The 21,416-nt window shown below is 64.7% G+C and carries 18 protein-coding genes and 1 riboswitch; of the genes, 10 read left to right on the top strand and 8 right to left on the bottom strand.

Going from position 1 to position 21,416, the window contains the following annotated elements:
* Nucleotides 1-2 precede the first annotated feature (2 nt).
* Nucleotides 3-1,115: an ABC transporter substrate-binding protein gene (locus tag B7G53_RS10635; protein ID WP_096667376.1), complete on the bottom strand. Its 1,113-nt coding sequence runs from the start codon at nt 1,113-1,115 to the stop codon at nt 3-5.
* 187 nt (nt 1,116-1,302) lie between these two features.
* On the opposite strand from B7G53_RS10635, the gene uvrA reads away from it, so the two are divergent.
* Nucleotides 1,303-7,179, top strand: coding sequence for an excinuclease ABC subunit UvrA (uvrA, locus tag B7G53_RS10630; RefSeq protein ID WP_096667374.1), 5,877 nt, complete (start codon nt 1,303-1,305; stop codon nt 7,177-7,179).
* A gap of 122 nt (nt 7,180-7,301) precedes the next feature.
* Complete coding sequence (locus B7G53_RS10625; protein ID WP_096667372.1) at nt 7,302-8,138, top strand: DUF4399 domain-containing protein; 837 nt, start codon at nt 7,302-7,304, stop codon at nt 8,136-8,138.
* 73 nt (nt 8,139-8,211) lie between these two features.
* Here the strand turns inward: B7G53_RS10625 and B7G53_RS10620 are convergent, their stop codons facing one another.
* Nucleotides 8,212-9,039 (bottom strand): HAD-IIB family hydrolase, encoded by an 828-nt coding sequence (locus B7G53_RS10620; protein ID WP_096667370.1) that lies wholly within the window; start codon nt 9,037-9,039, stop codon nt 8,212-8,214.
* 32 nt (nt 9,040-9,071) lie between these two features.
* Nucleotides 9,072-9,146: riboswitch (S-adenosyl-L-homocysteine riboswitch) on the top strand.
* Between the two features lie 104 nt (nt 9,147-9,250).
* On the opposite strand from B7G53_RS10620, the gene ahcY reads away from it, so the two are divergent.
* The 8 genes from ahcY (at nt 9,251) to B7G53_RS10580 (ending at nt 17,134) form a co-directional block, all read left to right on the top strand.
* On the top strand, nt 9,251-10,690 hold the full coding sequence (gene ahcY, locus B7G53_RS10615; RefSeq protein ID WP_096667368.1) for an adenosylhomocysteinase: 1,440 nt from the start codon (nt 9,251-9,253) through the stop codon (nt 10,688-10,690).
* A 124-nt stretch (nt 10,691-10,814) separates the two neighbouring features.
* Complete coding sequence (locus B7G53_RS10610; RefSeq protein WP_096667366.1) at nt 10,815-11,810, top strand: TlyA family RNA methyltransferase; 996 nt, start codon at nt 10,815-10,817, stop codon at nt 11,808-11,810.
* Between the two features lie 39 nt (nt 11,811-11,849).
* Nucleotides 11,850-12,680 carry a methylenetetrahydrofolate reductase [NAD(P)H] gene (metF, locus tag B7G53_RS10605; RefSeq protein WP_096667363.1) on the top strand — a complete coding sequence of 277 codons (831 nt, stop codon included), beginning with the start codon at nt 11,850-11,852 and terminating at the stop codon, nt 12,678-12,680.
* A 4-nt stretch (nt 12,681-12,684) separates the two neighbouring features.
* The gene (locus tag B7G53_RS10600; RefSeq protein WP_176491332.1) at nt 12,685-13,323 is read left to right on the top strand and encodes a septal ring lytic transglycosylase RlpA family protein; all 639 of its coding nucleotides are present in this window, start codon (nt 12,685-12,687) and stop codon (nt 13,321-13,323) included.
* Between the two features lie 364 nt (nt 13,324-13,687).
* A complete protein-coding gene (locus tag B7G53_RS10595; RefSeq protein ID WP_096667361.1) occupies nt 13,688-14,314 on the top strand; it encodes a GbsR/MarR family transcriptional regulator in 627 nt (208 codons plus the stop codon).
* Between the two features lie 2 nt (nt 14,315-14,316).
* The gene (locus B7G53_RS10590; RefSeq protein WP_096667517.1) at nt 14,317-15,717 is read left to right on the top strand and encodes a cytochrome ubiquinol oxidase subunit I; all 1,401 of its coding nucleotides are present in this window, start codon (nt 14,317-14,319) and stop codon (nt 15,715-15,717) included.
* Complete coding sequence (locus B7G53_RS10585; protein ID WP_096667359.1) at nt 15,710-16,741, top strand: cytochrome d ubiquinol oxidase subunit II; 1,032 nt, start codon at nt 15,710-15,712, stop codon at nt 16,739-16,741. The genes B7G53_RS10590 and B7G53_RS10585 overlap by 8 nt, the downstream gene beginning before the upstream one ends.
* Nucleotides 16,742-16,801: 60 nt before the next feature.
* Nucleotides 16,802-17,134: a hypothetical protein gene (locus tag B7G53_RS10580; protein ID WP_096667358.1), complete on the top strand. Its 333-nt coding sequence runs from the start codon at nt 16,802-16,804 to the stop codon at nt 17,132-17,134.
* 145 nt (nt 17,135-17,279) lie between these two features.
* Here the strand turns inward: B7G53_RS10580 and B7G53_RS10575 are convergent, their stop codons facing one another.
* The 6 genes from B7G53_RS10575 to B7G53_RS10550 form a co-directional block, all read right to left on the bottom strand.
* Nucleotides 17,280-18,404, bottom strand: a complete 1,125-nt coding sequence (locus B7G53_RS10575) for a 2Fe-2S iron-sulfur cluster-binding protein (RefSeq protein ID WP_096667515.1) — start codon at nt 18,402-18,404, stop codon at nt 17,280-17,282.
* An 11-nt stretch (nt 18,405-18,415) separates the two neighbouring features.
* Nucleotides 18,416-18,991 carry a 1,2-phenylacetyl-CoA epoxidase subunit PaaD gene (gene paaD, locus B7G53_RS10570; protein ID WP_096667356.1) on the bottom strand — a complete coding sequence of 192 codons (576 nt, stop codon included), beginning with the start codon at nt 18,989-18,991 and terminating at the stop codon, nt 18,416-18,418.
* A complete protein-coding gene (gene paaC / locus B7G53_RS10565) occupies nt 18,985-19,776 on the bottom strand; it encodes a 1,2-phenylacetyl-CoA epoxidase subunit PaaC (protein ID WP_096667354.1) in 792 nt (263 codons plus the stop codon). Before paaC ends, paaD begins: the two co-directional genes overlap by 7 nt.
* Nucleotides 19,773-20,066 (bottom strand): 1,2-phenylacetyl-CoA epoxidase subunit PaaB, encoded by a 294-nt coding sequence (gene paaB / locus B7G53_RS10560; RefSeq protein WP_096667352.1) that lies wholly within the window; start codon nt 20,064-20,066, stop codon nt 19,773-19,775. The genes paaC and paaB overlap by 4 nt, the downstream gene beginning before the upstream one ends.
* Nucleotides 20,063-21,070 carry a 1,2-phenylacetyl-CoA epoxidase subunit PaaA gene (paaA, locus tag B7G53_RS10555; protein WP_096667350.1) on the bottom strand — a complete coding sequence of 336 codons (1,008 nt, stop codon included), beginning with the start codon at nt 21,068-21,070 and terminating at the stop codon, nt 20,063-20,065. Before paaA ends, paaB begins: the two co-directional genes overlap by 4 nt.
* A 74-nt stretch (nt 21,071-21,144) precedes the next feature.
* Nucleotides 21,145-21,366 (bottom strand): hypothetical protein, encoded by a 222-nt coding sequence (locus B7G53_RS10550; RefSeq protein ID WP_141396320.1) that lies wholly within the window; start codon nt 21,364-21,366, stop codon nt 21,145-21,147.
* Nucleotides 21,367-21,416: the final 50 nt, after the last annotated feature.

The raw sequence follows: 21,416 nt of genomic DNA, 5'->3' as shown, positions 1-21,416 counted from the left end.
TTCTAGCGCTTGAATTTCCCGTCTGTGCCAATGATGGACAGGTCGGCGAAGTCGAGTCCGGTGTGGTCCTCGAGCGAGTAGTTCACTTCCAGCCCGCCGATGTCGAACCTGCGTATGTTTTCCAGGGCGGCCTGGATTTTTTCGCGCGTTGGTTTGGCGCCGGCCCGTTTCAACCCTTCGACCAGCACCTTGGCAGCGGCAAACCCTTCGAGCATGGCCGGGCTGATGTCGCCAGCGCCTTTGGCTTTGGCCAGTTCCTGGGCTTCCTTGACCATGGCATAGGCAATGGAGCGTTCATAAGGAAAGACCTGGGTCACGATCACGCCGCGCGCATTGTCGCCCAGGCTTTTGATGAAGCCGCTGGATGCATTGTTGGATAGCGTCACGATCTGCGCAGCGGAGCCGGCGGCACGAAAGGCTTTCATGCCATCGACCACCGCCTGGCCGGAGGCCACCATGATGATGGCTTGCGCATTGGACTGGACCACCTTGGGCGCGATCGGCCCGAAGTCGGGCTTGCCTCGGTTGAATTTTTCCAGCACCACAGGCTGCAGCTTGGCGGCAGCGAAGCCTTTTTGCGCGCCGGCCACGCCGTCGGCACCGAAGCTGTCGTCGGAATAGACAATGCCGATCCGGGTGATGCCCATGGAATGGAGGTGGGTGATGGCTTTTGCAGCCTCGCGCTGGTAGGTGGCGCGCACATTGAAGATATGTTTTTGGACGGGCTGGTGCAGCACCATGGCGCCGGTGGACGGGCCGACGAGCGGCACGCCGTATTTGTCGAGGAGAGGAAGCATGGCTTCCGTGTGGGGTGTGCCACGGGTCAGGAACATGGCGGCGACGTTCTGTTCCTCGATCAGCTTGCGGGCATTTTCGCCGGCCAGCTTGGGGTCGAACTTGTCGTCGAGCGAGATCAGTTCAATCTTCTGCCCATTGACACCGCCCTTGGCATTGATGGCGTCGATGTAGAGCTTCGCTCCGTCCGTGGTTTCCTTCACGCCGGCGCCCACGGGGCCGGTAAAGCCCGCGGTCTGCCCGATCAGGATTTGTGCCTGGCTGGCGTGGCTCACGGCCGCGAGCAAAAGTGCAGCGCACCAGAAATTCAGCTTTTTCATGTCATATCTCCTTGGTCTGTCGAGTTTACGCTGTCAATCTCACCGTTAGCTGGGGAAACTACGGGCGGGATAACCAGAAGACGGGTCAACGCCAAGGGCTGGCGGACGGCTTATTGGTTAACCCTACGCTGCCGACTCGCACGAGCGCTGTCTAGAATGTTTGACCTACAAGGAAAGCCCCCCACCCATGACCCAGGGAACCATCCGCATTCGCGGCGCGCGACAGCACAACCTCAAAAACATTGATCTGGATATCCGCACGGGGGAAATGACGGTGGTCACCGGCCCCAGCGGGTCCGGCAAGTCCTCGCTGGTGTTTGACACGCTGTTTGCCGAAGGCCAGCGCCGTTATGTGGAAACTTTCTCGGCCTATGCACGGCAGTTCCTGGACCGTATGGACAAGCCGGCGGTGGACAAGGTGGAAGGCGTGCCACCGGCGATTGCGATCGACCAGACCAACCCGGTCCGCAGTTCGCGCTCCACCGTGGGCACCATGACCGAACTCAACGACCACTTAAAACTTTTGTACGCACGTGCCGCGCAGTTATTCGACAAAAAGACAGCGCAGGCCGTGCGCCATGACACACCGGAGTCGATTTATGCCGAGTTGATGGCGCGCACCGCAGGCAGCGATGCAAGAGTCATCATGACCTTCCCGGTGGAACTTCCGGGCAATACCAGCGCCGAGGAAGTGACGCAGTGGCTGTCGGCCAGCGGCTTCACGCGTGTGCATGCGGAGCGCGACGTGGCGACACCTGCCGGGCCGCATAAATTGCTCGACGTGGTGGCCGACCGCTTTCGTGTGCAGACGGCCGAGAAGGCGCGGGTGATCGAAGCCATCGAGTTGGCGCTGAAGCGGGGCGGCCGGCTCAATGTGTATGTGCAGCCGGCGCAGGAGGGTGCCGTGGAGGAGATGTGGCGCTTTTCGACCGGCCTGCATTGCCCCGAGAGCGACCTGCGTTACGGCGAACCGACACCCTCGCTGTTTTCCTTCAACTCGGCCATGGGTGCCTGCGACACCTGCCGCGGTTTTGGCCGCGTCATCGGGGTTGACTACGGCCTGGTGATTCCCAACGACAAGCTGACGCTGCGCTCGGGCGCCATCAAGCCCATGCAGACGCCGGCCTGGAAAGAAGCGCAGGACGACCTGATGCGCCATGCCGAGACGGCCGGCATCCCGCGCGACACGCCCTGGTACAAACTCACACCCGAACAGCAGGGCTGGGTCATCAACGGCTCGCCGAACTGGAATGGCAAATGGAACCAGCACTGGTTCGGCATCAAGCGCTTTTTCGCCTACCTGGAAAGCAAGGCCTACAAGATGCACATCCGGGTGCTGCTGTCCAAGTACCGCAGCTACACGCCGTGCGAGACCTGTGGCGGCGCGCGCCTCAAGCTCGAGGCCCTGCTCTGGCGTCTGGGCTCGAAAGAAGCCGCCGATGCGGCGCTGCCGCCGGCCAAACGTTTCATGCCGGTCGGTGTGGACTGGACACGTGCGCAGCTCGAGGCCCTGCCCGGGCTGAGCCTGCACGACCTGATGCAGTTGCCGATCGACCGGCTGCGCGAATTTTTCAACGGGCTGGCACCGGCCGCGCTGCAGGACGGCAGCGCGCCCGATGCCGAGTTCAAGGCGCTCAAGTCGCTGTTCGAGGAAATCCACACCCGCCTCAAGTACCTTTGCGATGTCGGCATCGGTTACCTGACGCTGGACCGGCAAAGCCGCACGCTGTCGGGCGGTGAGGTGCAGCGCATCAACCTCACCACCGCGCTCGGCACATCATTGGTCAACACGCTGTTTGTGCTCGACGAACCCTCGATCGGCCTGCATCCGCGCGACATGAACCGCATCACCCAGGCCATGCACCGGCTGCGCGACGCCGGCAACACGCTGGTGGTGGTCGAGCACGACCCGGCGGTGATGCTGGCCGCCGATCGCATGATCGACATGGGTCCGGGCCCGGGCGAGAAGGGTGGCCAGATTGTTTTCGACGGCACGCCGGAAGACCTCAAACACGCCGACACGCTGACCGGTGCCTACCTGGGTTCGCGCAAGCAGGTCGGCATGGGTTTCAAGCGCCCGGTGACGGACAACACGCCGCGCCTGATTCTGGAAGGCGCGCGCGACCACAACCTGAAAAACCTCACGGTGGAATTTCCGCTGCAGCGCCTGGTCTGTGTGACCGGTGTCAGCGGGTCCGGCAAGTCCACGCTGATGCAGGACATCCTGGCGCCGGCGCTGCTGCGCCAGTTCGGCAAGGCCACCGAAACACCGGGCCTGCATGACCGCCTGCTGGGCGCGGACTACCTGACCGATGTGGTGTTTGTCGACCAGTCGCCGATCGGCAAGACGGCGCGCTCCAACCCGGCCAGTTATGTGGGCGCCTGGGACGCGGTACGCGAGCTGTTTGCGCAGGCGCCCCTGGCCCGCCAGCGCAGCTACACCGCCTCCAAGTTCAGTTTCAACAACGGCGACGGGCGTTGCCCGACCTGCGGCGGCTCAGGCTTCGAACATGTGGAGATGCAGTTCCTCAGTGACGTCTACCTGCGTTGCCCCGACTGCGACGGCAAGCGTTACCGGCCCGAAATCCTGGAAGTCACGATTGAACGCCAGGCGATCGGCAAGGTGCGCGCGCGCCTGCTGAATGTGTCCGATGTGCTGGACCTGACGGTCAGCGAGGCCTGCGCGCTGTTTGCGCAGGACCGCGAGGTGATCCGTGCGCTGCAGCCGATCGTGGATGTCGGCCTCGAATACGTGAAGCTGGGCCAGCCGGTGCCCACGCTGTCGGGCGGCGAGGCGCAGCGCCTCAAACTGGCCGGCTTCCTGGCTGGCGCCTCAAAAACTGCCAGCCACAGCCGGCAGCCGCTGGCGCTGAAAAACATCAACCGCGGCACGCTGTTCCTGTTCGACGAGCCGACCACCGGCCTGCATTTCGACGACATCGCCAAACTGATGCGTGCGCTGCGCAAGCTGCTCGACGTGGGCCATTCGCTGATCATCATCGAACACAACCTCGACGTGATCCGTTCGGCCGACTGGCTGATCGACCTGGGTCCCGAAGGCGGCGAGGCCGGCGGCTTGCTGGTGGCCCAGGGCACGCCCGAAGCCGTGCGCGAGCACCCGACCTCGCACACCGCGCTGGCGCTGCGCGAGTACGAGCAGGCCATGGGCAAGGTGCACGGGGTGGAGGAAGCCCGCGCCAAGGTCTGGACCACCAAACCGGCGTTTTCCAACCTGATCCAGATCGTCAACGCCAAGGAGCACAACCTCAAGAGCCTGTCGGTCAACATCCCGCGCGGCCAGTTCAACGTGGTGACCGGCGTGTCGGGGTCCGGCAAGTCCACGCTGGCGTTTGACATTTTGTTCAACGAGGGCCAGCGGCGTTACCTGGAGTCGCTCAACGCCTATGCCCGCAGCATCGTGCAGCCGGCCGGCCGGCCCGAGGTGGACGCGGTCTACGGCATTCCACCGACCGTGGCGATCGAGCAGCGCCTGTCGCGCGGCGGGCGCAAGTCCACCGTGGGCACCACCACCGAGGTCTGGCATTTCCTGCGCCTGCTGTACGTGAAGCTCGGCATCCAGCATTGCACCAAAGACGGTGCGGCGGTGATGCCGCAAAGCGCCGAAAGCATTGCCGCGCAACTGCTGAAGGCGCACCGCGGCCAGCACATCGGCCTGCTGGCGCCGCTGGTGATCAACCGCAAGGGCGTCTACACGGAACTCGCCGACTGGGCGCGGCCGCGCGGCTACACGCATCTGCGCGTGGACGGCGAATTTTTGCCGACCACGGGCTTTCCGCGCATCGACCGCTTCAAGGAACACACGGTGGAGCTGCCGGTGGCCGACATCCACGTGACCCCCGCCAACGAGGCCGCGCTGCGCCAGGCGCTGGCCACCGCGCTGGAGCACGGCAAGGGGGTGGTGCATGTGCTGGCCCCGCTGGATGGCCTGCGCGGCGCGATGCTGGCCGGCACCTCCACCCGGCAGATCGGCAGCTTGCAGGCCTCGTCCACCAAGCGCGCTTGCCCGGTCTGCGCCATCTCTTACCCTGAACTCGATCCGCGCCTGTTCAGCTACAACAGCAAACACGGCTGGTGCCCGGACTGCGTGGGCACCGGCGTCAGGCTGACCAAGGAGCAGCGCAAGGTGTTTGACGACTCGGTGCGTGACGACGACAACAAGGGCCGCGAGCAGAGTTTTGTCGAGGCCGATGTGGACGAGGTGCTGGACACCGTCTGCCCGGCCTGCGCCGGCTCACGCCTGAATGCGCAGGCGCGCGCCGTGAAGTTCGCGGGGGTGGGCATTGCCGACATCGCCGCGCTGTCGGTGACCGACGTGCGCTGCTGGGTGGAAAAACTCGCGCTGTCCGGGCGCGAGGCCGGCATTGCGCGCGACCTGATCCCGGAGATCAAGAGCCGGCTCGAATTCCTCGAAGACGTGGGCCTGGGTTATCTGACGCTGGACCGTGGCGCACCCACCCTGTCGGGTGGCGAGGCGCAGCGCATCCGGCTGGCGGCGCAGCTGGGTTCCAACCTGCAGGGGGTTTGTTATGTGCTCGACGAGCCGACCATCGGCCTGCACCCGCGCGACAACCAGATCTTGCTGCGCGCCCTGGGCAAACTCAGCGAACGGGGCAACACGCTGGTGGTGGTGGAGCATGACGAAGACACGATTCGCCGTGCCGACAACATCATCGACATCGGGCCCGGCGCCGGCAAGCGCGGCGGCCAGCTCGTGGGCCAGGGGACGGCCGACCACCTGGCGACCCTGCCGGATTCACTGACCGGGCGCTACCTGGCCAACCCGCTGATTCATCCGCTGCAGATTCGCCGCGAGACACGCAGCGGCGCCGCACCCGCCGAGGTGGCGGCCTTGCCCGTCGCTGCCGGCGCCAAACCGGTCAGCAAGCAGAAGGCCGCAGCGCTGAAGGCCCAGGCGCTGAAAACCGCGGCGGCCAGCGCCAGCGCGCTGCACAATGCCGCACCTGCGGCAGCCAGCCCGTTCACCTCCTGGCTCACCGTGGCCGGGGCCGACCTGCACAACCTCAAGAACGTCTCGGTCAAGGTCCCGCTGTACCGGCTGGTGGCGGTGACGGGCGTGTCGGGCTCGGGCAAATCCACCCTGGCGCGCGATGTGCTGCTGGCCAACGTGCAGGCCGGCGTGGCGCAACGTTCGACGCGCGCCGGGCGTGAGGCCGACGATGCCGGCCAACACCCGGCCTGGACCGGCTGCGGCCACATCGAGGGTTACGAGGTGGTGGACCGCGTGCTCGAAGTGGACCAGACGCCGATCGGCAAAACGCCGCGCTCCTGCCCGGCCACCTACATCGGTTTCTGGGACACGGTGCGCAAGCTGTTCGCCGACACGCTGGAAGCCAAGGCGCGCGGTTACGGCGCCGGGCGCTTCAGTTTCAACACCGGCGAAGGCCGCTGCCCGACCTGCGAGGGGGCCGGCGTACGCACCATCGGCATGAGTTTCCTGCCGGACGTGAAGGTGCTTTGCGAGACCTGCCACGGCGCGCGTTTCAATCCCGAGACCCAGGCCGTGACCTGGCGCGGCAAAAACATTGGCGACGTGCTGAAGATGGAAGTCGATGAGGCGGTGGAGTTTTTCGCGTCCATGCCCGCCATCGCGCACCCGCTGCAACTGCTCAAGGATGTCGGCCTGGGCTACCTGACCCTGGGCCAGCCCTCGCCCACGCTGTCAGGCGGCGAGGCGCAGCGCATCAAGCTGGTGACCGAGCTGTCCAAGGTGCGCGACGACATCACGCGGCGCGGCCAGAAGGCGCCGCACACGCTGTACGTGCTGGACGAACCCACGGTGGGCCTGCACATGGCGGATGTCGAAAAACTGATCCATGTGCTGCACCGGCTGGTCAATGGCGGCCACAGCGTGGTGGTGATCGAACACGATCTCGACGTGATCGCCGAAGCCGACTGGGTGATCGACCTCGGGCCAGACGGCGGCAACGCCGGCGGCCAGGTGGTCGCGGCCACGACGCCGGAGCAGGTGGTCAAGCTGGGCACGGCGACCGGGAAGGCGTTGGCCCCGGTGCTGGCGCGGTAGGGGGGAAAGACCCGCAAAAGTGGCGGGATATGGGTGGGCGACGGGGAAAAAGAATGATGAGGTCATAAAATTACCAATCAGTAATATTATTACCTTTTGTTCCAATCGAAGGGCCAGCCACCATGACTCCGACTTCCCTGAACCGTTGCCTGCCCGGTTTTTCTCTCTCCGCCTTGCTGCTGGCCATCGCCATGCCGGTTGCCGCGCAGAGCCCTGCCTCGCCAACGGAAGCGGCTGACGTCACGTTTCATCCCTGGGAGGTGCCATCGCCTCGTTCGGCTGAAACCTACTTCACCAATCTGAAAGATGGCGGGGTGTATGAAGCGCCGTTTGTCGCGCGGTTTGGCCTGTCCATGCGCGGTCTGGTGCCCGCGGGCAAGACCGCCGGGCGAGCCGGCCACCACCATTTGCTGGTGAATCAGGAGTTGCCGCTGGACTTCAAGAAACCCCTGCCTTTCACCGACCAGTACATCCACTTCGGCAAGGGCCAGATGGAAATGCTCGTCAACCTGCCACCCGGCAAGTACCAGTTGCGCCTGCTGCTGGCGGACCAGGGCCACATCCCCTACTTTGTCTATAGCAAGCCGCTCCAGCTGACCGTCAGCAAACAGAACAAGGCAGTCACACCGGCGGCGGTGCAGGGGCCGCCACGCGTCGAGCTGCTGAGCCCGGCAGACCGTGAAACCGTCAAGGGTCCGTTTCGGGTGCAGTTCCATGCCAGCGGCTACAGCGTGTCGCATGTGGCTGCCAAGGCTGCGGATACCGGCCACTTCCGGCTGACCATGGAGCGTGCCGGGCGCAAGCCGGAGGTGCTCAACTTCACCGGCGGCCAGACGGAAACCTGGCTCAACCCGCCCGCGGGCGACTACAACATGCGGCTGGAAATGGTCAGCAATGCCGCAGATGGCAAGGTGCTCAGTGCGGCCAAACCATCGACCCTGTCGGTCGCCGCGCGCTAGGCGTCTGGGCGGCAGAAGGCGTCGAGGCTTTGCAGCCGAGGGGCCTCCTGCCGCTCCAGCCTCCCGGGTTTGCTCAGGCCGGCACGCGTCGCGCCGCCAGCAGCGCCGCCGCGACTTCTGCAAAACCCGCGCCGCGCTCGCCCTCGGTGATGTAACGCGGCTTGTGGCTCAACGCCGCTTCAAAGCGGCGGATGTTGGCCACGCCCACAGAATGCGCAAAGGCCTCGAACATCAGCTGGTCGTTGGTCGAGTCGCCGACGTAGACCCAGCGCCCCATCTCCGCGTCGAGGTCGCGGCCGAACAGCTCGCGGACGATCCAGCGCGCGCCTTCGAGCTTGTTGTGTGCGCCGAACCAGCCGTTGATGTGGATGGAACTCACCGTCGCATTCATGCCTTCGCTTTGCATGATTTGCACCGCCTGCGCGACCTGCGCCGGCGGCAGGTGCACAAACTCGCTGTGGTCGATCGCAATGTCGGTTTCCCGGCTGGGGCTGTCCTCAGACAACACGGCGCCCGGCACCTCCTGCATCACGCGACGGGCCACCTGCTGCATGCGGGCGTAGTTGGCCAGGCGCGTCGGGGCGTCCTGCTGATACAGTTTTGATAGCTGCCCACGTCCACCGGACGCGGGCTGGAGGCCGATTTGGCTTGCAAGCAGGGCCACGGCGCCGTTTTCAGCGACGATGGCATCGACCGGCCAGCGCAACGCAAAAGGTTCACTCCAGCCGACCGGCCGCCCGGTGATGGGAATCACATGCAGGCCGGCGGCCTTCAGGTCGCCAAGGGCTTGCAAAGCGTCGGGCGTGATGGCGCCGTCGGTGGTCAGGGTGTCGTCAATGTCGGTAAAAATACCGGTGATGAGTTGCCGGTCTTGCGTGGGCCAGGTTTTCAGGGCTTTCATGACGAAAGTGTCGCATGTCTGTATAATTGCCTGTTCCTGAGGAGCGTTGCAACCCACGACATGTGGTCTAGGCTCAGGACTTTCATTTGCAACCACGCTCACCCGCATGTGCTGTCAAGCCGGGTGAGATCCAACCAGCTCCCCGCCGACTTGTCGCCATGTGGCCGTGGCTATTTTGCCCAATTGCCCCCTTGATCCTGGAGATACCCCAATGAACGCCGTATTGAAAACCGCCCAGACCGCCGCCGACTATGTGATTGCCGACATTTCGCTTGCCGCCTGGGGCCGCAAGGAACTGAAAATCGCCGAAACCGAGATGCCCGGCCTGATGGCGATTCGCGAAGAGTTCGCCAAGGCCCAGCCGCTCAAGGGCGCGCGCATCACCGGCTCGCTGCACATGACCATCCAGACCGGCGTGTTGATCGAGACGCTGCAGGCCCTGGGCGCCGACGTGCGCTGGGCGTCGTGCAACATTTTCTCGACGCAGGACCATGCCGCCGCCGCGATTGTGGCCGCCGGCACGCCGGTGTTCGCGATCAAGGGCGAGACCCTGGCCGACTACTGGGACTACACCCACCGCATCTTCGAATTCAGCGGCGCCAAAGGCACGCCTGAAGAAGGCCCGAACATGATCCTGGACGACGGCGGCGATGCCACGCTGTTGATGCACCTGGGCACCAAGGCCGAAAAAGACGCCAGCCTGATTTCGAAGCCGACCAGCGAAGAGGAGATCTGCCTGTTCAACGCGATCAAGGCCAAGCTGGCCATCGACCCGACCTGGTACAGCCGCCGCCTGAAAAACATTGTCGGCGTGACCGAAGAAACCACCACCGGCGTGCTGCGCCTGAACGAGATGTCGGCCAAGGGCACGTTGGCCCTGCGCGCCATCAACGTCAATGACTCGGTGACCAAGTCCAAGTTCGACAACCTGTACGGCTGCCGCGAATCGCTGGTGGACGCGATCAAGCGTGCCACCGACGTGATGATCGCCGGCAAGGTGGCTTGCGTGGCCGGTTACGGCGACGTGGGCAAGGGCTCGGCGCAGGCGCTGCGCGCCTTGTCTGCGCAAGTCTGGGTGACCGAGATCGACCCGATCAACGCCCTGCAGGCCGCGATGGAAGGTTACAAGGTCGTGACCATGGAATACGCTGCCGACAAGTGCGACATTTTTGTGTCCGCCACCGGCAACAAGAACGTCATCACCTACGAACACATGGCGGCCATGAAGGACCAGGCCATCGTCTGCAACATCGGCCACTTCGACAACGAAATCGACGTTGCCGCGCTGGAAAAATGCACCTGGGAAGAGATCAAGCCACAGGTCGACCACGTGATTTTCCCGGACGGCAAACGCATCATCCTGCTGGCCAAGGGCCGCCTGGTGAACCTCGGCTGCGGCACCGGCCACCCGAGCTTCGTGATGTCGTCCAGCTTCGCCAACCAGACCATCGCGCAGATCGAGCTGTTCACCAAACAGGCCGACTACGAAGTGGGCAAGGTTTATGTGCTGCCGAAACACCTCGACGAAAAAGTCGCGCGTCTGCACCTGAAGAAAGTCGGCGCGATGCTGAGCGAACTCAGCGACGAGCAGGCGGCCTACATTGGTGTCAGCAAGGCTGGCCCCTACAAGGCAAATACGTACCGTTATTGAACGGCCGTAGTTCGCCCTCTTCCCTCCGGAAGAGGGCCGGGGTGGTGAGGGCAGGCCGCCGGCAGCCCTCACCCCCACCCTCTCCCAAAGGGCGAGGGGCACAACCATGGAGCTCGATGCCTAGATGCGCGCTGACTTATTCCTCGTCGACAACGGCTTTGCCGCCACCCGTTCCCAGGCCCAGCGCCTGATCGCTTCGGGGGTGCAGTGGCGCGCCGAGGAAAGCGCGCCCTGGAAGAAGGTCGCCAAGAATGGCGACGAGATTCCGGAGGGCGCCGAGTTGCAGATCCCCGACACCACCGAAGCCAAGTACATCTCGCGCGGCGGGCTCAAGCTCGAAGGTGCGCTCAAAAGCACCGGCCTGAGCGTGACCGGCCTGCGCTGCCTGGACATCGGGCAATCCACCGGCGGCTTCACCGACTGCCTGCTGCAGCACGGTGCCGTGCAGGTGGTGGGCGTGGATGTGGGCCATGGCCAGCTGCACCCCAGCCTGCGCGGCGACCCGCGCGTGCTGTGTATCGAAGGCCTCAACGCCCGCTCCATGACCGCTTCAGATTTGATAGCAGGTCCTGCCCATGCGGCGGAGGCTGAAGGCCAATTTGACGATGACGATTTCGAGGCGGACGAGGGCGAGGCCGTTGACGCCGACTTCGATTTCCTGACCGGCGACCTGTCCTTTATCTCCCTGACGCTGGTGTTGCCCGCCGTGGTGCGGCTGCTGAAAGCCGGCGGTGATCTGCTGATGCTGGTCAAACCCCAGTTCGAGCTGCAGCCCGGCCAGATCGGCAAGGGCGGCATTGTGCGTGATGCCGTGCATTTCGAGTTTGTCGAAAAACGCCTGCGTGATGCCTGCGCGGCGCTGGGGCTGGACGTGAAAGCCTGGCTGGCCTCGCCGATTGAAGGCGGGGACGGCAACCGCGAGTTTTTCATTCACGCGGTCAAAGGCCTGCACACGACCGGGGAAGACCAGCCGCTGCCGGCGGCGCCGCCGCGCAAGGCCGCCAAACGCACACCGCGCAGCGAACTGCGCGCGCTGCATGAGGCGCATGAGGACTCTGAAGAAGCCCACGCGGGCCAGCACGGCCCGGCGCGCGGCAAACGCCGCGACAAAGACGACTGACCCGCGCTGCGCGGCCCCGAAGAAAAAGTGAGACTGGTGATGAATCTTCCGATCAGCTTTGAATTTTTCCCGCCCAAGACACCCGAAGGCGCCAACAAGCTGCGCCTGACGCGCCAGGCGCTGTACGCGCACCAGCCCGAGTTCTGCTCGGTCACCTTTGGCGCGGGTGGTTCCACCCAGGAAGGCACCTTTGGCACGGTGGGCGAAATCCTGAAGGAAGGCATGGCTGCCGCCTGCCACTTCTCCTGTGTCGGCGCGACCAAGGCCACGGTGCGCGAGCAGCTTGCCGCCCTGCAGGCCATGGGCGTCAAGCGCCTGGTGGCCCTGCGTGGCGACCTGCCCAGCGGTTACGGCATGGGGGGCGAGTTCCATTACGCCAGTGACCTCGTGGCTTTCATCCGTGAGTTCACCGGCGATGCCTTTCACATCGAAGTGGCGGCCTACCCCGAGATCCACCCGCAGGCCAAATCGGCCGATGCCGACCTGCAGGCCTTCGCCGCCAAGGTCAAGGCCGGCGCCAATTCGGCCATCACCCAGTATTTTTTCAACGCGGACGCCTACTTCCGCTTTGTGGAGGACACCCGCCGGCTCGGCGTGGATGTGCCCGTGGTGCCCGGCATCATGCCGATCACCAGCTCGACCCAGCTGATGCGGTTTTCCGATGCCTGCGGTGCCGAGATTCCGCGCTGGATCCGCCTGAGGCTGCAGGGTTTCGGCGACGACACGGCATCGATCAAAAGCTTCGGCCTCGACGTGATCACCGACCTGTGCGACCAGTTGCAGACCGCGGGTGTGCCCGGCATTCATTTTTATACGATGAACCAGGCCGCCGCGACGTCCGAGATCATCCGACGTCTGCGGCCGGTTTGAAGCGATGCCTGTTTTGGCCGGCCTGCTGAAGATGCGCTCCATCGGGCAGGCCTTCGCGCTCGGCCTGCTGGTGCTGCTGGCGGCCTGCACCACAGCGCCGTCGTCACCTGGCCGCGCCGCGCCCGGCCGTGTGCCGCTCGCCGCACCGACGCCCGCGCCAGCCAGCCCCGAGGCCGGGGGTACGCCGACGGACGCTGCGCCGCTGTCCATGGGGTCAGCCAGCGATCTGCCGCGGCCAGCGTTGCTGGCGGGTGAACCCGCACGCGAGTTCGAGCGTGGTGCCGCTTCGTGGTACGGACCCGGTTTTCATGGCCGGCTGACGGCCAGCGGCGAACGCTACAACATGAACGCCTTCACGGCCGCCCACCGCACCTTGCCGTTTGGCACCATGGTGCGGGTGCACAGCCTGGTCAACGGCCGTGACGTCGATCTGCGTATCACCGATCGCGGCCCTTTCAGCCGCAACCGCATCATCGACGTGAGCCGCGCTGCGGCGGCAGAACTCGGCATGCTGGGCCTGGGCTTCAAGGAGGTGGTGTTGCTGGTTCCGGAATCCACAGCGGCCCCGGTTGCCGCACCGCCGCGACCGGTCAGGAAATCCCAGCGCAGCGCCCGCCGCGTGCCGGTGCCCAGCGCACGCTAAGCAGCTGCATATAAAATTGGCCTTCAGCCCTTATTCCACGGGCGCCGCCAGCTCCTGAATAAATAGCTAAATAGCCATTGTCCGGCGGTGTTGAGTCGCACCGGTGCGGCCTGATCGACTGCAGACAAAAACCGCGATGGAAGCACGGGCCCAGCCCGGCCACGGGCCACCCTGACCCCGCAGTCCGGCGTCCAGGGCTTGTCCGCGCCCAGCGCATCCAGCCAGTGATGCAGCGCGATTTGTTGTTGGCCTGAATCCGCAATAGCCCCTCGTGCAGGTACGGCAAGTCCTTCGTGCCGGCGCCCACTTCCTTGGCTTACTAGAATTTCAGTAATTCCTGAAAATTCAGAAAACACGGACTGCCATGAACCTCGCCCCCCTGACCCAGCGTTTTGTCCTTCACTTTGGCGAAATGGGTAGCCGCTGGGGCATCAACCGCACCGTGGGGCAGATTTACGCGCTGCTGTATGTGTCGCCGCGCGCGCTCAATGCCGACGACATTGCCGAGGCGCTGGCGTTTTCGCGTTCCAACGTCAGCATGGGGCTGAAGGAACTGCAGTCGTGGAACCTGGTGCGGCTGCAGCACCTGCCCAACGACAGGCGCGAGTACTTCCAGGCGCCGGAAGACGTGTGGGCCATTTTTCGCACCCTGGCCGAGGAGCGGCGCAAGCGCGAGATCGACCCCACGCTGTCCATGCTGCGCGACGCGCTGATGGAGCAGCCGTCGGCGCCTGATGACATCCACGCCCAGGCGCGCATGAAGCAGATGCACGACCTGATCGAACTCATGACGGGCTGGCTGGCCGACGTGCAGAAGATGGACTCGGCCACGCTGGTCAGCCTGATGAAGATGGGCGCCAAGGTGCAGAAGCTGCTGGAGGTCAAGGACAAGGTGACCAGCACGGTGAAGGCCGGCTTGACAGGCCGCGCCGCTACCCCCAAGCTGGCAGCTCCGCCGGCCGCTGTTCCCGAAGAAAACAACCGGAGCTGATGATGGATGGATTCGACGCATTCCTGCTGGCACGCATCCAGTTCGCGGCCAACATCACTTTTCACATCCTGTTTCCGACGATCAGCATTTCGCTGGCCTGGGTGCTGCTGTTCTTCAAGCTGCGCTTCGTCAAGACCGGCGAGCAGCACTGGATGGACGCCTACCAGTTCTGGGTGAAGATTTTTGCGCTGACCTTTGCCCTCGGTGTGGTCAGCGGCATCACCATGAGTTTCCAGTTCGGCACCAACTGGCCGGGCTACATGGAAAAGGTCGGCAACATCGCCGGGCCGCTGCTCGCCTATGAAGTGCTGACGGCTTTTTTCCTGGAGGCGACCATGCTGGGCGTGATGCTGTTCGGGCGCGAACGTGTCAGCGAGACCCTGCACACCGTGGCCACGTTGCTGGTGGCCGGCGGGACCACGCTGTCGGCGTTCTGGATCCTGGCGCTCAACTCCTGGATGCAGACGCCGGCCGGCTTTGAAATGATCAACGGCCAGGCCCATGTGACCAGCTGGTTCGAGGTGATTTTCAACCCCTCCTTTCCCTACCGCTTGGTCCACATGCTGCTGGCCTCGGGCCTGACGGTGGCCTTTCTGGTGGCCGGCATCTCCGCCTACCGCTGGCTGCGCCAGGACCGCGGCGCCGAGGTCATGGCCAGCCTGAAGACCGGTATCTACATGGCGGCGCTGCTGATTCCGCTGCAGATCATCGCGGGCGACCTGCACGGGCTGAACACGCTGGAGCACCAGCCGGCCAAGCTGGCGGCCATGGAAGGCATCTGGAAAACCGAAAAAGGGGCACCGGCCGTGCTGTTTGCCCTGCCCGATGAAAAGGCCAGGGAGAACCGCTACGAAATTGCCATCCCGAAGCTGGCCTCGCTGTACCTGACGCACTCGCTCGACGGCGAGGTCAAGGGGCTGGACCAGTTCGAAGGCAAACACCCGCCGGTGGCACCGGTGTTCTGGGCCTTCCGCATCATGGTCGGCGTGGGTGTGTTGATGCTGCTGGTCAGCTGGGCCAGTGTCTGGCAGTTTGCACCCTGGAAGCGTGACCCCACACGCACCTTGCGGCCCTGGCATGCGAAGCTGCTGGTGGCCATGACCTTTGCCGGCTGGGTCGCGCTGATCGCCGGCTGGTACGTCACCGAGATCGGCCGGCAGCCCTGGCTGGTGACCGGTGTGCTGACGGCGGCCGAGGCGGCATCCAGCGTGCCGGCACCGCGCATCGCCCTCACGCTGGCCCTCTACCTCACGCTGTATGCGGCGCTGATCGTGGCCTACATCTCGGTGGTGTTTTACCTGGCGCGCCACGGAAAACATGCGGACAAGCCGTTGGGCACCGGCCTGGAAGACACGCCCAATCCCGTGACCTACCCTGAACAGGAAGGAGCTCCCCGTGCTTGACCTTGCGCCCGACCTGACCCAAGCCGCGGGCTGGATGCCCATTGTTTTCCTGGTGGTCATGGGCCTGGCGATGCTGGCCTACGTGATCCTGGACGGCTACGACCTGGGCGTGGGCGTGCTGATGCGCCGCGCCAGCGACGACGACAAGGACACCATGATTGCCAGCATCGGCCCCTTCTGGGATGCCAATGAAACCTGGCTGGTGCTGGGCGTCGGCATTTTGCTGACGGTGTTCCCGCTGGCACATGGCGTGATCCTCGGCGCGCTCTACCTGCCGGTGGCCTTCATGCTGATCGGGCTGACGCTGCGCGGCGTGGCCTTTGACTTCCGCGTGAAGGCGCGTGCCGCGCACAAGCCGCTGTGGAACCGCCTGTTCTACACCGGCTCATTGCTGGCCAGCTGGGCCCAGGGCTACATGCTGGGGTCGCTGATCACGGGGTTTGCCGACACCTGGTGGACCCTGGTGTTCAACGCCGTGATCGGGCTGGCGCTGGTGGCCGCCTACTGCCTGCTGGGCGCCGGCTGGCTCATCATCAAGTCCGAAGGCGCACTGCAACTGCAGGCCGTGCGCTGGGCGCGTGCCAGCCTGCTGTTCACCATGGCCGGCGTGGCCGCCATCTCGATCGCCACGCCGCTGGTCAGCCAGCGCATTTTTGAAAAATGGTTTTCCTTTCCGAACATCGTGTTGCTGCTGCCGATTCCGGTGGCCACCGCCGTGCTGTTCGCCATCATTTTCCGCAGCTTGCAGCGGCTGCCGGTGCGCCTGGGCCAGGGCAATGAATACGGCGCCTGGGTGCCCTTCGGCGCGACGGTGGGTGTGTTCCTGCTGGCGTTTTACGGCCTGGCTTACAGCCTGTTTCCGTGGCTGGTCATCGACCGCATCACGATCTGGCAGGCGGCCACGGCGCCCGAAGCGATGGGCGTGATTCTGGTGGGCGCGCTGGTGGTGCTGCCCATGATCATCGGCTACACGGTGTTTGCCTACCGCGTGTTCTGGGGTAAAAGCACGGCGCTGAAATATTGAGGGCGTTGCGGCCGGCTGGCGATAGAATCCAGCCTTTCCTCACGTTGCCAACCCATCCTCATGAGAACGCAGAGCAAATACAACGCATCCCTGCAGTCGGCCGTCGGGCTGACAGACGCGCAGCGCCAGACCGCCGAGCAAAAATTCCTTGACGTGATGGAGTACGCGCTGGGCGGCGCGTCCGCGGTGCGCGGCGCCTATGTGGAATGGCTGGCGGCGCGTTCGATGCGCGCCGAAAACCCCGATGCCCCGCGCTCGGCCGAAGAAACCATGGCGATTGCCCGCTGGGAACAGGCCGCAGACCACGCCACCCGCGCCGTCTTCCGTCAGATGAAAATTGCAGCCCAGAACGCGTTTTTCGAACTCCACGTCTGGAATTCGAGAACCCACTGAGAACACAATCCGCCGGCGTGCGGATGAAGCGCACGAGGCAACATCCCCTTCAAGCAGGGGCCGCGGATCTGGCTTTGCCAGTCCGCAGGCGCAGCGGCCCCCCCCCGGGGGGCAGGGCGCTACACGCAGTGAGCAACCGTGGGGGCTACCTTTCGTCGTAGCTGATGGACACGCTGTCGCTCAGGGGCCGCGCCTGGCAGCTCAGCACAAAGCCTTTTTGCACTTCCCAGTCTTCCAGCGTGAAGTTTTTTTCCATGGTGACCTGTCCCTCGAGCACCTTGGCGCGGCAGGTGCAGCAGACGCCGCCCTTGCAACTGTAGGGCAGGTCCAGGCCGGCGGCCAGCGCCACGTCCAGCACGCGTTCATGCGCAAACATGCGCAACTCGTGCGCCTTGCCATCGAGCTGCACCGACAGGCGGACGGTGCCCGTGGCCTCCCCGTTTTTCAAGACTTTTTGGCCTCCAGCGCCCGTCTCTGTTGCGCCGGCAGCTCCTGATTTCATAGCGTCGGCGGGTTGCACCGCGCTCGTGAAACGTTCGGCATGGATGCGGTCTTTGGGCACGCCGGCCGCCAGCAGGGCCTGCAGGCAGCCTTCGATCATGGCTTCCGGCCCGCAGACAAAGGTCTCGTCGATGCTGGCCGGCGGGATCAGGGTGGCCAGCAGTTCGCTGACCTTGGCCGCGTCGAGCCGGCCGTTGAACAGCGGGACATCCTGCGACTGGCGCGAAAGCAGGTGGACCAGGCTCAGGCGGGACGGATAACGGTCCTTGAGGTCCTGCAGCGCTTCATTGAACAGGATGCTGCTGCTGCGCTGGTTGCAGTACACCAGCGTGAAGGTGGCGTCGGCTTCGCCGGCCAGCGTGCTGGCGATGATGGACAGCAGCGGCGTGATGCCCGAGCCGGCCGCCCAGCCGACGCGGTGCACCGCACCGCTCAGGCGCGGCGTGAAGCGGCCGTCCGGCGGCATCACGTCCAGGGTGTCGCCGGGCTGCAGTTGCGTGGCCCAGTTGGAGAAGATGCCGCCTTCGACCGGCTTGATGCCGACCTCGATGTCGTGGTCGGCGGCCAGGCGCTGCGTGCTGCTGCAGATGGAGTAGCTGCGGCGCACCGGCGCGCCGTCTATCGTGGCCTTGAGCGTGAGGAACTGGCCCGGCGTGAAGCCATACAGGCTGCGCAGTTCGGGCGGAATCGCAAAGCTGACGGCCACGGCGCCGGCCGCTTCGGGGGTGACACGGGTAACGACCAGCGGGTGAAAGTGGGGAACAGACATGGGCGGCTCAATCAATAGGGTTTGAAGTAGTCAAACGGCTCCAGGCAGTCCAGGCACTTGTACAGCGCCTTGCAGGCGGTGGCGCCAAAGTGCGAGGTTTCGGTGGTGTTGACCGAGCCGCACTGCGGACAGGCCACAGCGTCCGCCGCCTGGTGCCGGGGCGCAAAGCGAATGACCTTGTCGTTGCCGGGCGCGGTGGTGTGCGGCGGCGCAATGCCGTAGCTGTGCAGCTTGGCTTTCGCGGCTGCAGTCATCCAGTCGGTGGTCCAGGCCGGCGCCAGCTGGGTGGTGATGCGCGCGCTGAGCTGGTGCAGCGCCAGCGCGGCGCGGATGTCGTCCTCGATCTGCCCCATGGCCGGGCAACCGCTGTAGGTCGGTGTGATGATGACTTCCACGCCGCCCTCGACATGGCGCACGTCGCGCAGAATGCCCAGCTCGCGGATGGACACCACCGGGATCTCCGGGTCGGGCACGGCTTCGAGCACGTCCCAGACCTGCTGCAGGGTGTTCACCACCACCTTCCCGCTTGCGGGAGGTGTTCCATAACCGCTCTCCGGAGCTCGTGGTGGGTGCGAAGCGCTCACCATAGAGCGTTCGGGTGAGCGCGCGCCAGGCTTTGCATTTCGGCCAGCAGCGGCGCCAGGTGGTCGCTGTGTTGTCCGTTTTTTCCCTGTGGCAGGTCGGCACCAGGGGCCGGCCGCTGCAACCCGGCTTCCTGCAGGGCGTCGTTGACGAGATCGTCCCAACTGCTTTTCAGCGCGGCGACATCAATGCCGTGGCCTTCCATGTTTGCTATCTTTTCAATAGCTGATACCGACCAGTACTCCTGGGTGTAAGGCATTAAATGTTTCAAGGCAGCCTGGGTGCGGGCCTGCGATTCGGTGGTGCCGTCGCCCAGGCGCACCAGCCAGTCGCGCGAGTGGCGAAAGTGGTAACGCACTTCCTTGAACGATTTGCCCGCAATCGCGGCCAGCTGCGCGTCCTTCGATTTCTGCAAGGCTTCCCACAGCAGCAGCATCAGGGCGCTGTAGAGGAAATTGCGGACGATGGTCACTGCATAGTCGCGCTCCGAAGCGCTGGACGCATGAGGCAACTCGAGCAGCGTGTAGTTGCGGAACTCCTCGGCGCTACGGAAGTAGGCCAGCGAATCTTCGGTGGCACCATTGCCGGCTACGGCGGCTGCGTGCTGGTACAGCATGCGCGCCTGGCCGATCAGGTCCAGGCTCATGTTGGCCAGCGCGATGTCTTCCTCCAGCACCGGACCGTTGCCGCACCACTCGGCATTGCGCTGGCCCAGCACCAGCGCGTTGTCGGCCAGGTGCAGCAGGTGGTCCAGTGGGGCTGTTCTGACGGGGGCTTCAACGGTATTCACATGTGGCCCACTTCGTCAGGGATTTCGTAAAAGGTCGGGTGCCGGTAAATCTTGTCGGCCATGGGCTCGAAAAACGCGGCCTTGTCGTCGGGCTCGCTGGCGGTGATGGTGGTCGACGGCACGACCCAGATGCTCACGCCCTCCTGGCGCCGTGTGTAGACGTCGCGCGCCATCTGCAGCGCCTGCTGCGCATCGGTCGCATGCAGGCTGCCGCAGTGTTTGTGCTCTAAACCTTGCTTGGAGCGCACAAACACTTCCCAGAGTGGCCAGTCGTTGTGTGTGTTGCTCATGCTGCTTCCTTCATCTGGCGGGCTTTCTGTTTGGCCGCATGCGCTTGCGCCGCATCGCGCACCCACTGGCCATCCTCATGCGCTTTCACGCGGTTCGCCAGGCGTTCCTTGTTGCAGGGGCCGTTGCCGTTGACCACGGCCCAGAACTCGTCCCAGTCGATGGCGCCGTAGTCGTGCTGCTGGCGTTCCTCGTTCCACTTCAGGTCGGGGTCGGGCAAGGTCACGCCCAGCACCGCGGCCTGCGGCACGGTGGCGTCGACAAACTTCTGGCGCAGCTCGTCGTTGGAAATGCGCTTGATGCCCCAGCGCATGCCTTGCGCGGTGTTGGTGCTGGCCGCATCGGGCGGGCCGAACATCGCCAGCACCGGCCACCACCAGCGGTTCACCGCGTCCTGCACCATGGCGCGCTGCTCGGGCGTGCCCTGCATCTGCACCATCAGGCTTTCAAAACCCTGGCGCTGGTGAAAACTTTCTTCCTTGCAGATGCGGATCATGGCGCGCGCATACGGACCGTAGGAGCAGCGGCAGATCGGCACCTGGTTCATGATGGCCGCGCCGTCGACCAGCCAGCCGATCACGCCGACATCGGCCCATTGCAGCGTCGGGTAGTTGAAGATGGAGCTGTACTTGGCCTTGCCGGTGTGCAGGGCATCGAGCAGGCTGTCGCGGCCCACGCCCAGGGTTTCGGCGGCCGAATACAGGTAGAGGCCGTGGCCGCCTTCATCCTGCACCTTGGCCAGCAAAATCGCCTTGCGCTTGAGCGAGGGCGCGCGCGAGATCCAGTTGCCTTCGGGCTGCATGCCGATGATCTCGCTGTGCGCGTGCTGGCTGATCTGGCGCACCAGGGTGCGGCGGTAGGCCTCGGGCATCCAGTCCTGCGGCTCGATCTTCTGGTCGGCGTCGATTTTTTCGTCGAAGCGGGTCTGCAACGCGTCGGGGGCGGGCGGCACCGACGCCAAGGCCGGGGTCAACGCATCGGGCACGTCGAGTGATTGCGTGTACATGTCTTGTCTCCTGTCACCCGGTCTGCAGGACGGGGCAAGCCGGAGTATAGCGAATTAACCGACCGATCGGTCGGTTAATTGTTGACTCCGCTGGAGGGGGCTTTCAGCTCGCCCGCGCGAAATCCGCGAGCAGGGCGTCGGCCGATGCGTAACGGTGGTCGGGGGTTTTCGCCATCAGTTTGTTGACGATGGGCCGCAGGCAGCATCGGCGTGTCGGCGCGCAGGTGCCTGGCCAGCAGCAGTTCCAGCGATTCCGCGATGAAGGGGCGCCGTCCGGCCAGCATCTCGAACAGCATGACGCCCAGGCTGTACAGGTCAGAGCGGGCCGTCACGGCTTTGCCGCTGA

This window comes from Polaromonas sp. AET17H-212 (assembly GCF_002379085.1).
Taxonomy (GTDB): Bacteria; Pseudomonadota; Gammaproteobacteria; order Burkholderiales; family Burkholderiaceae_C; genus Polaromonas.
Note: the sequence above shows the minus strand (reverse complement) of the source record. Positions and strands in the feature narration are given on the sequence as shown.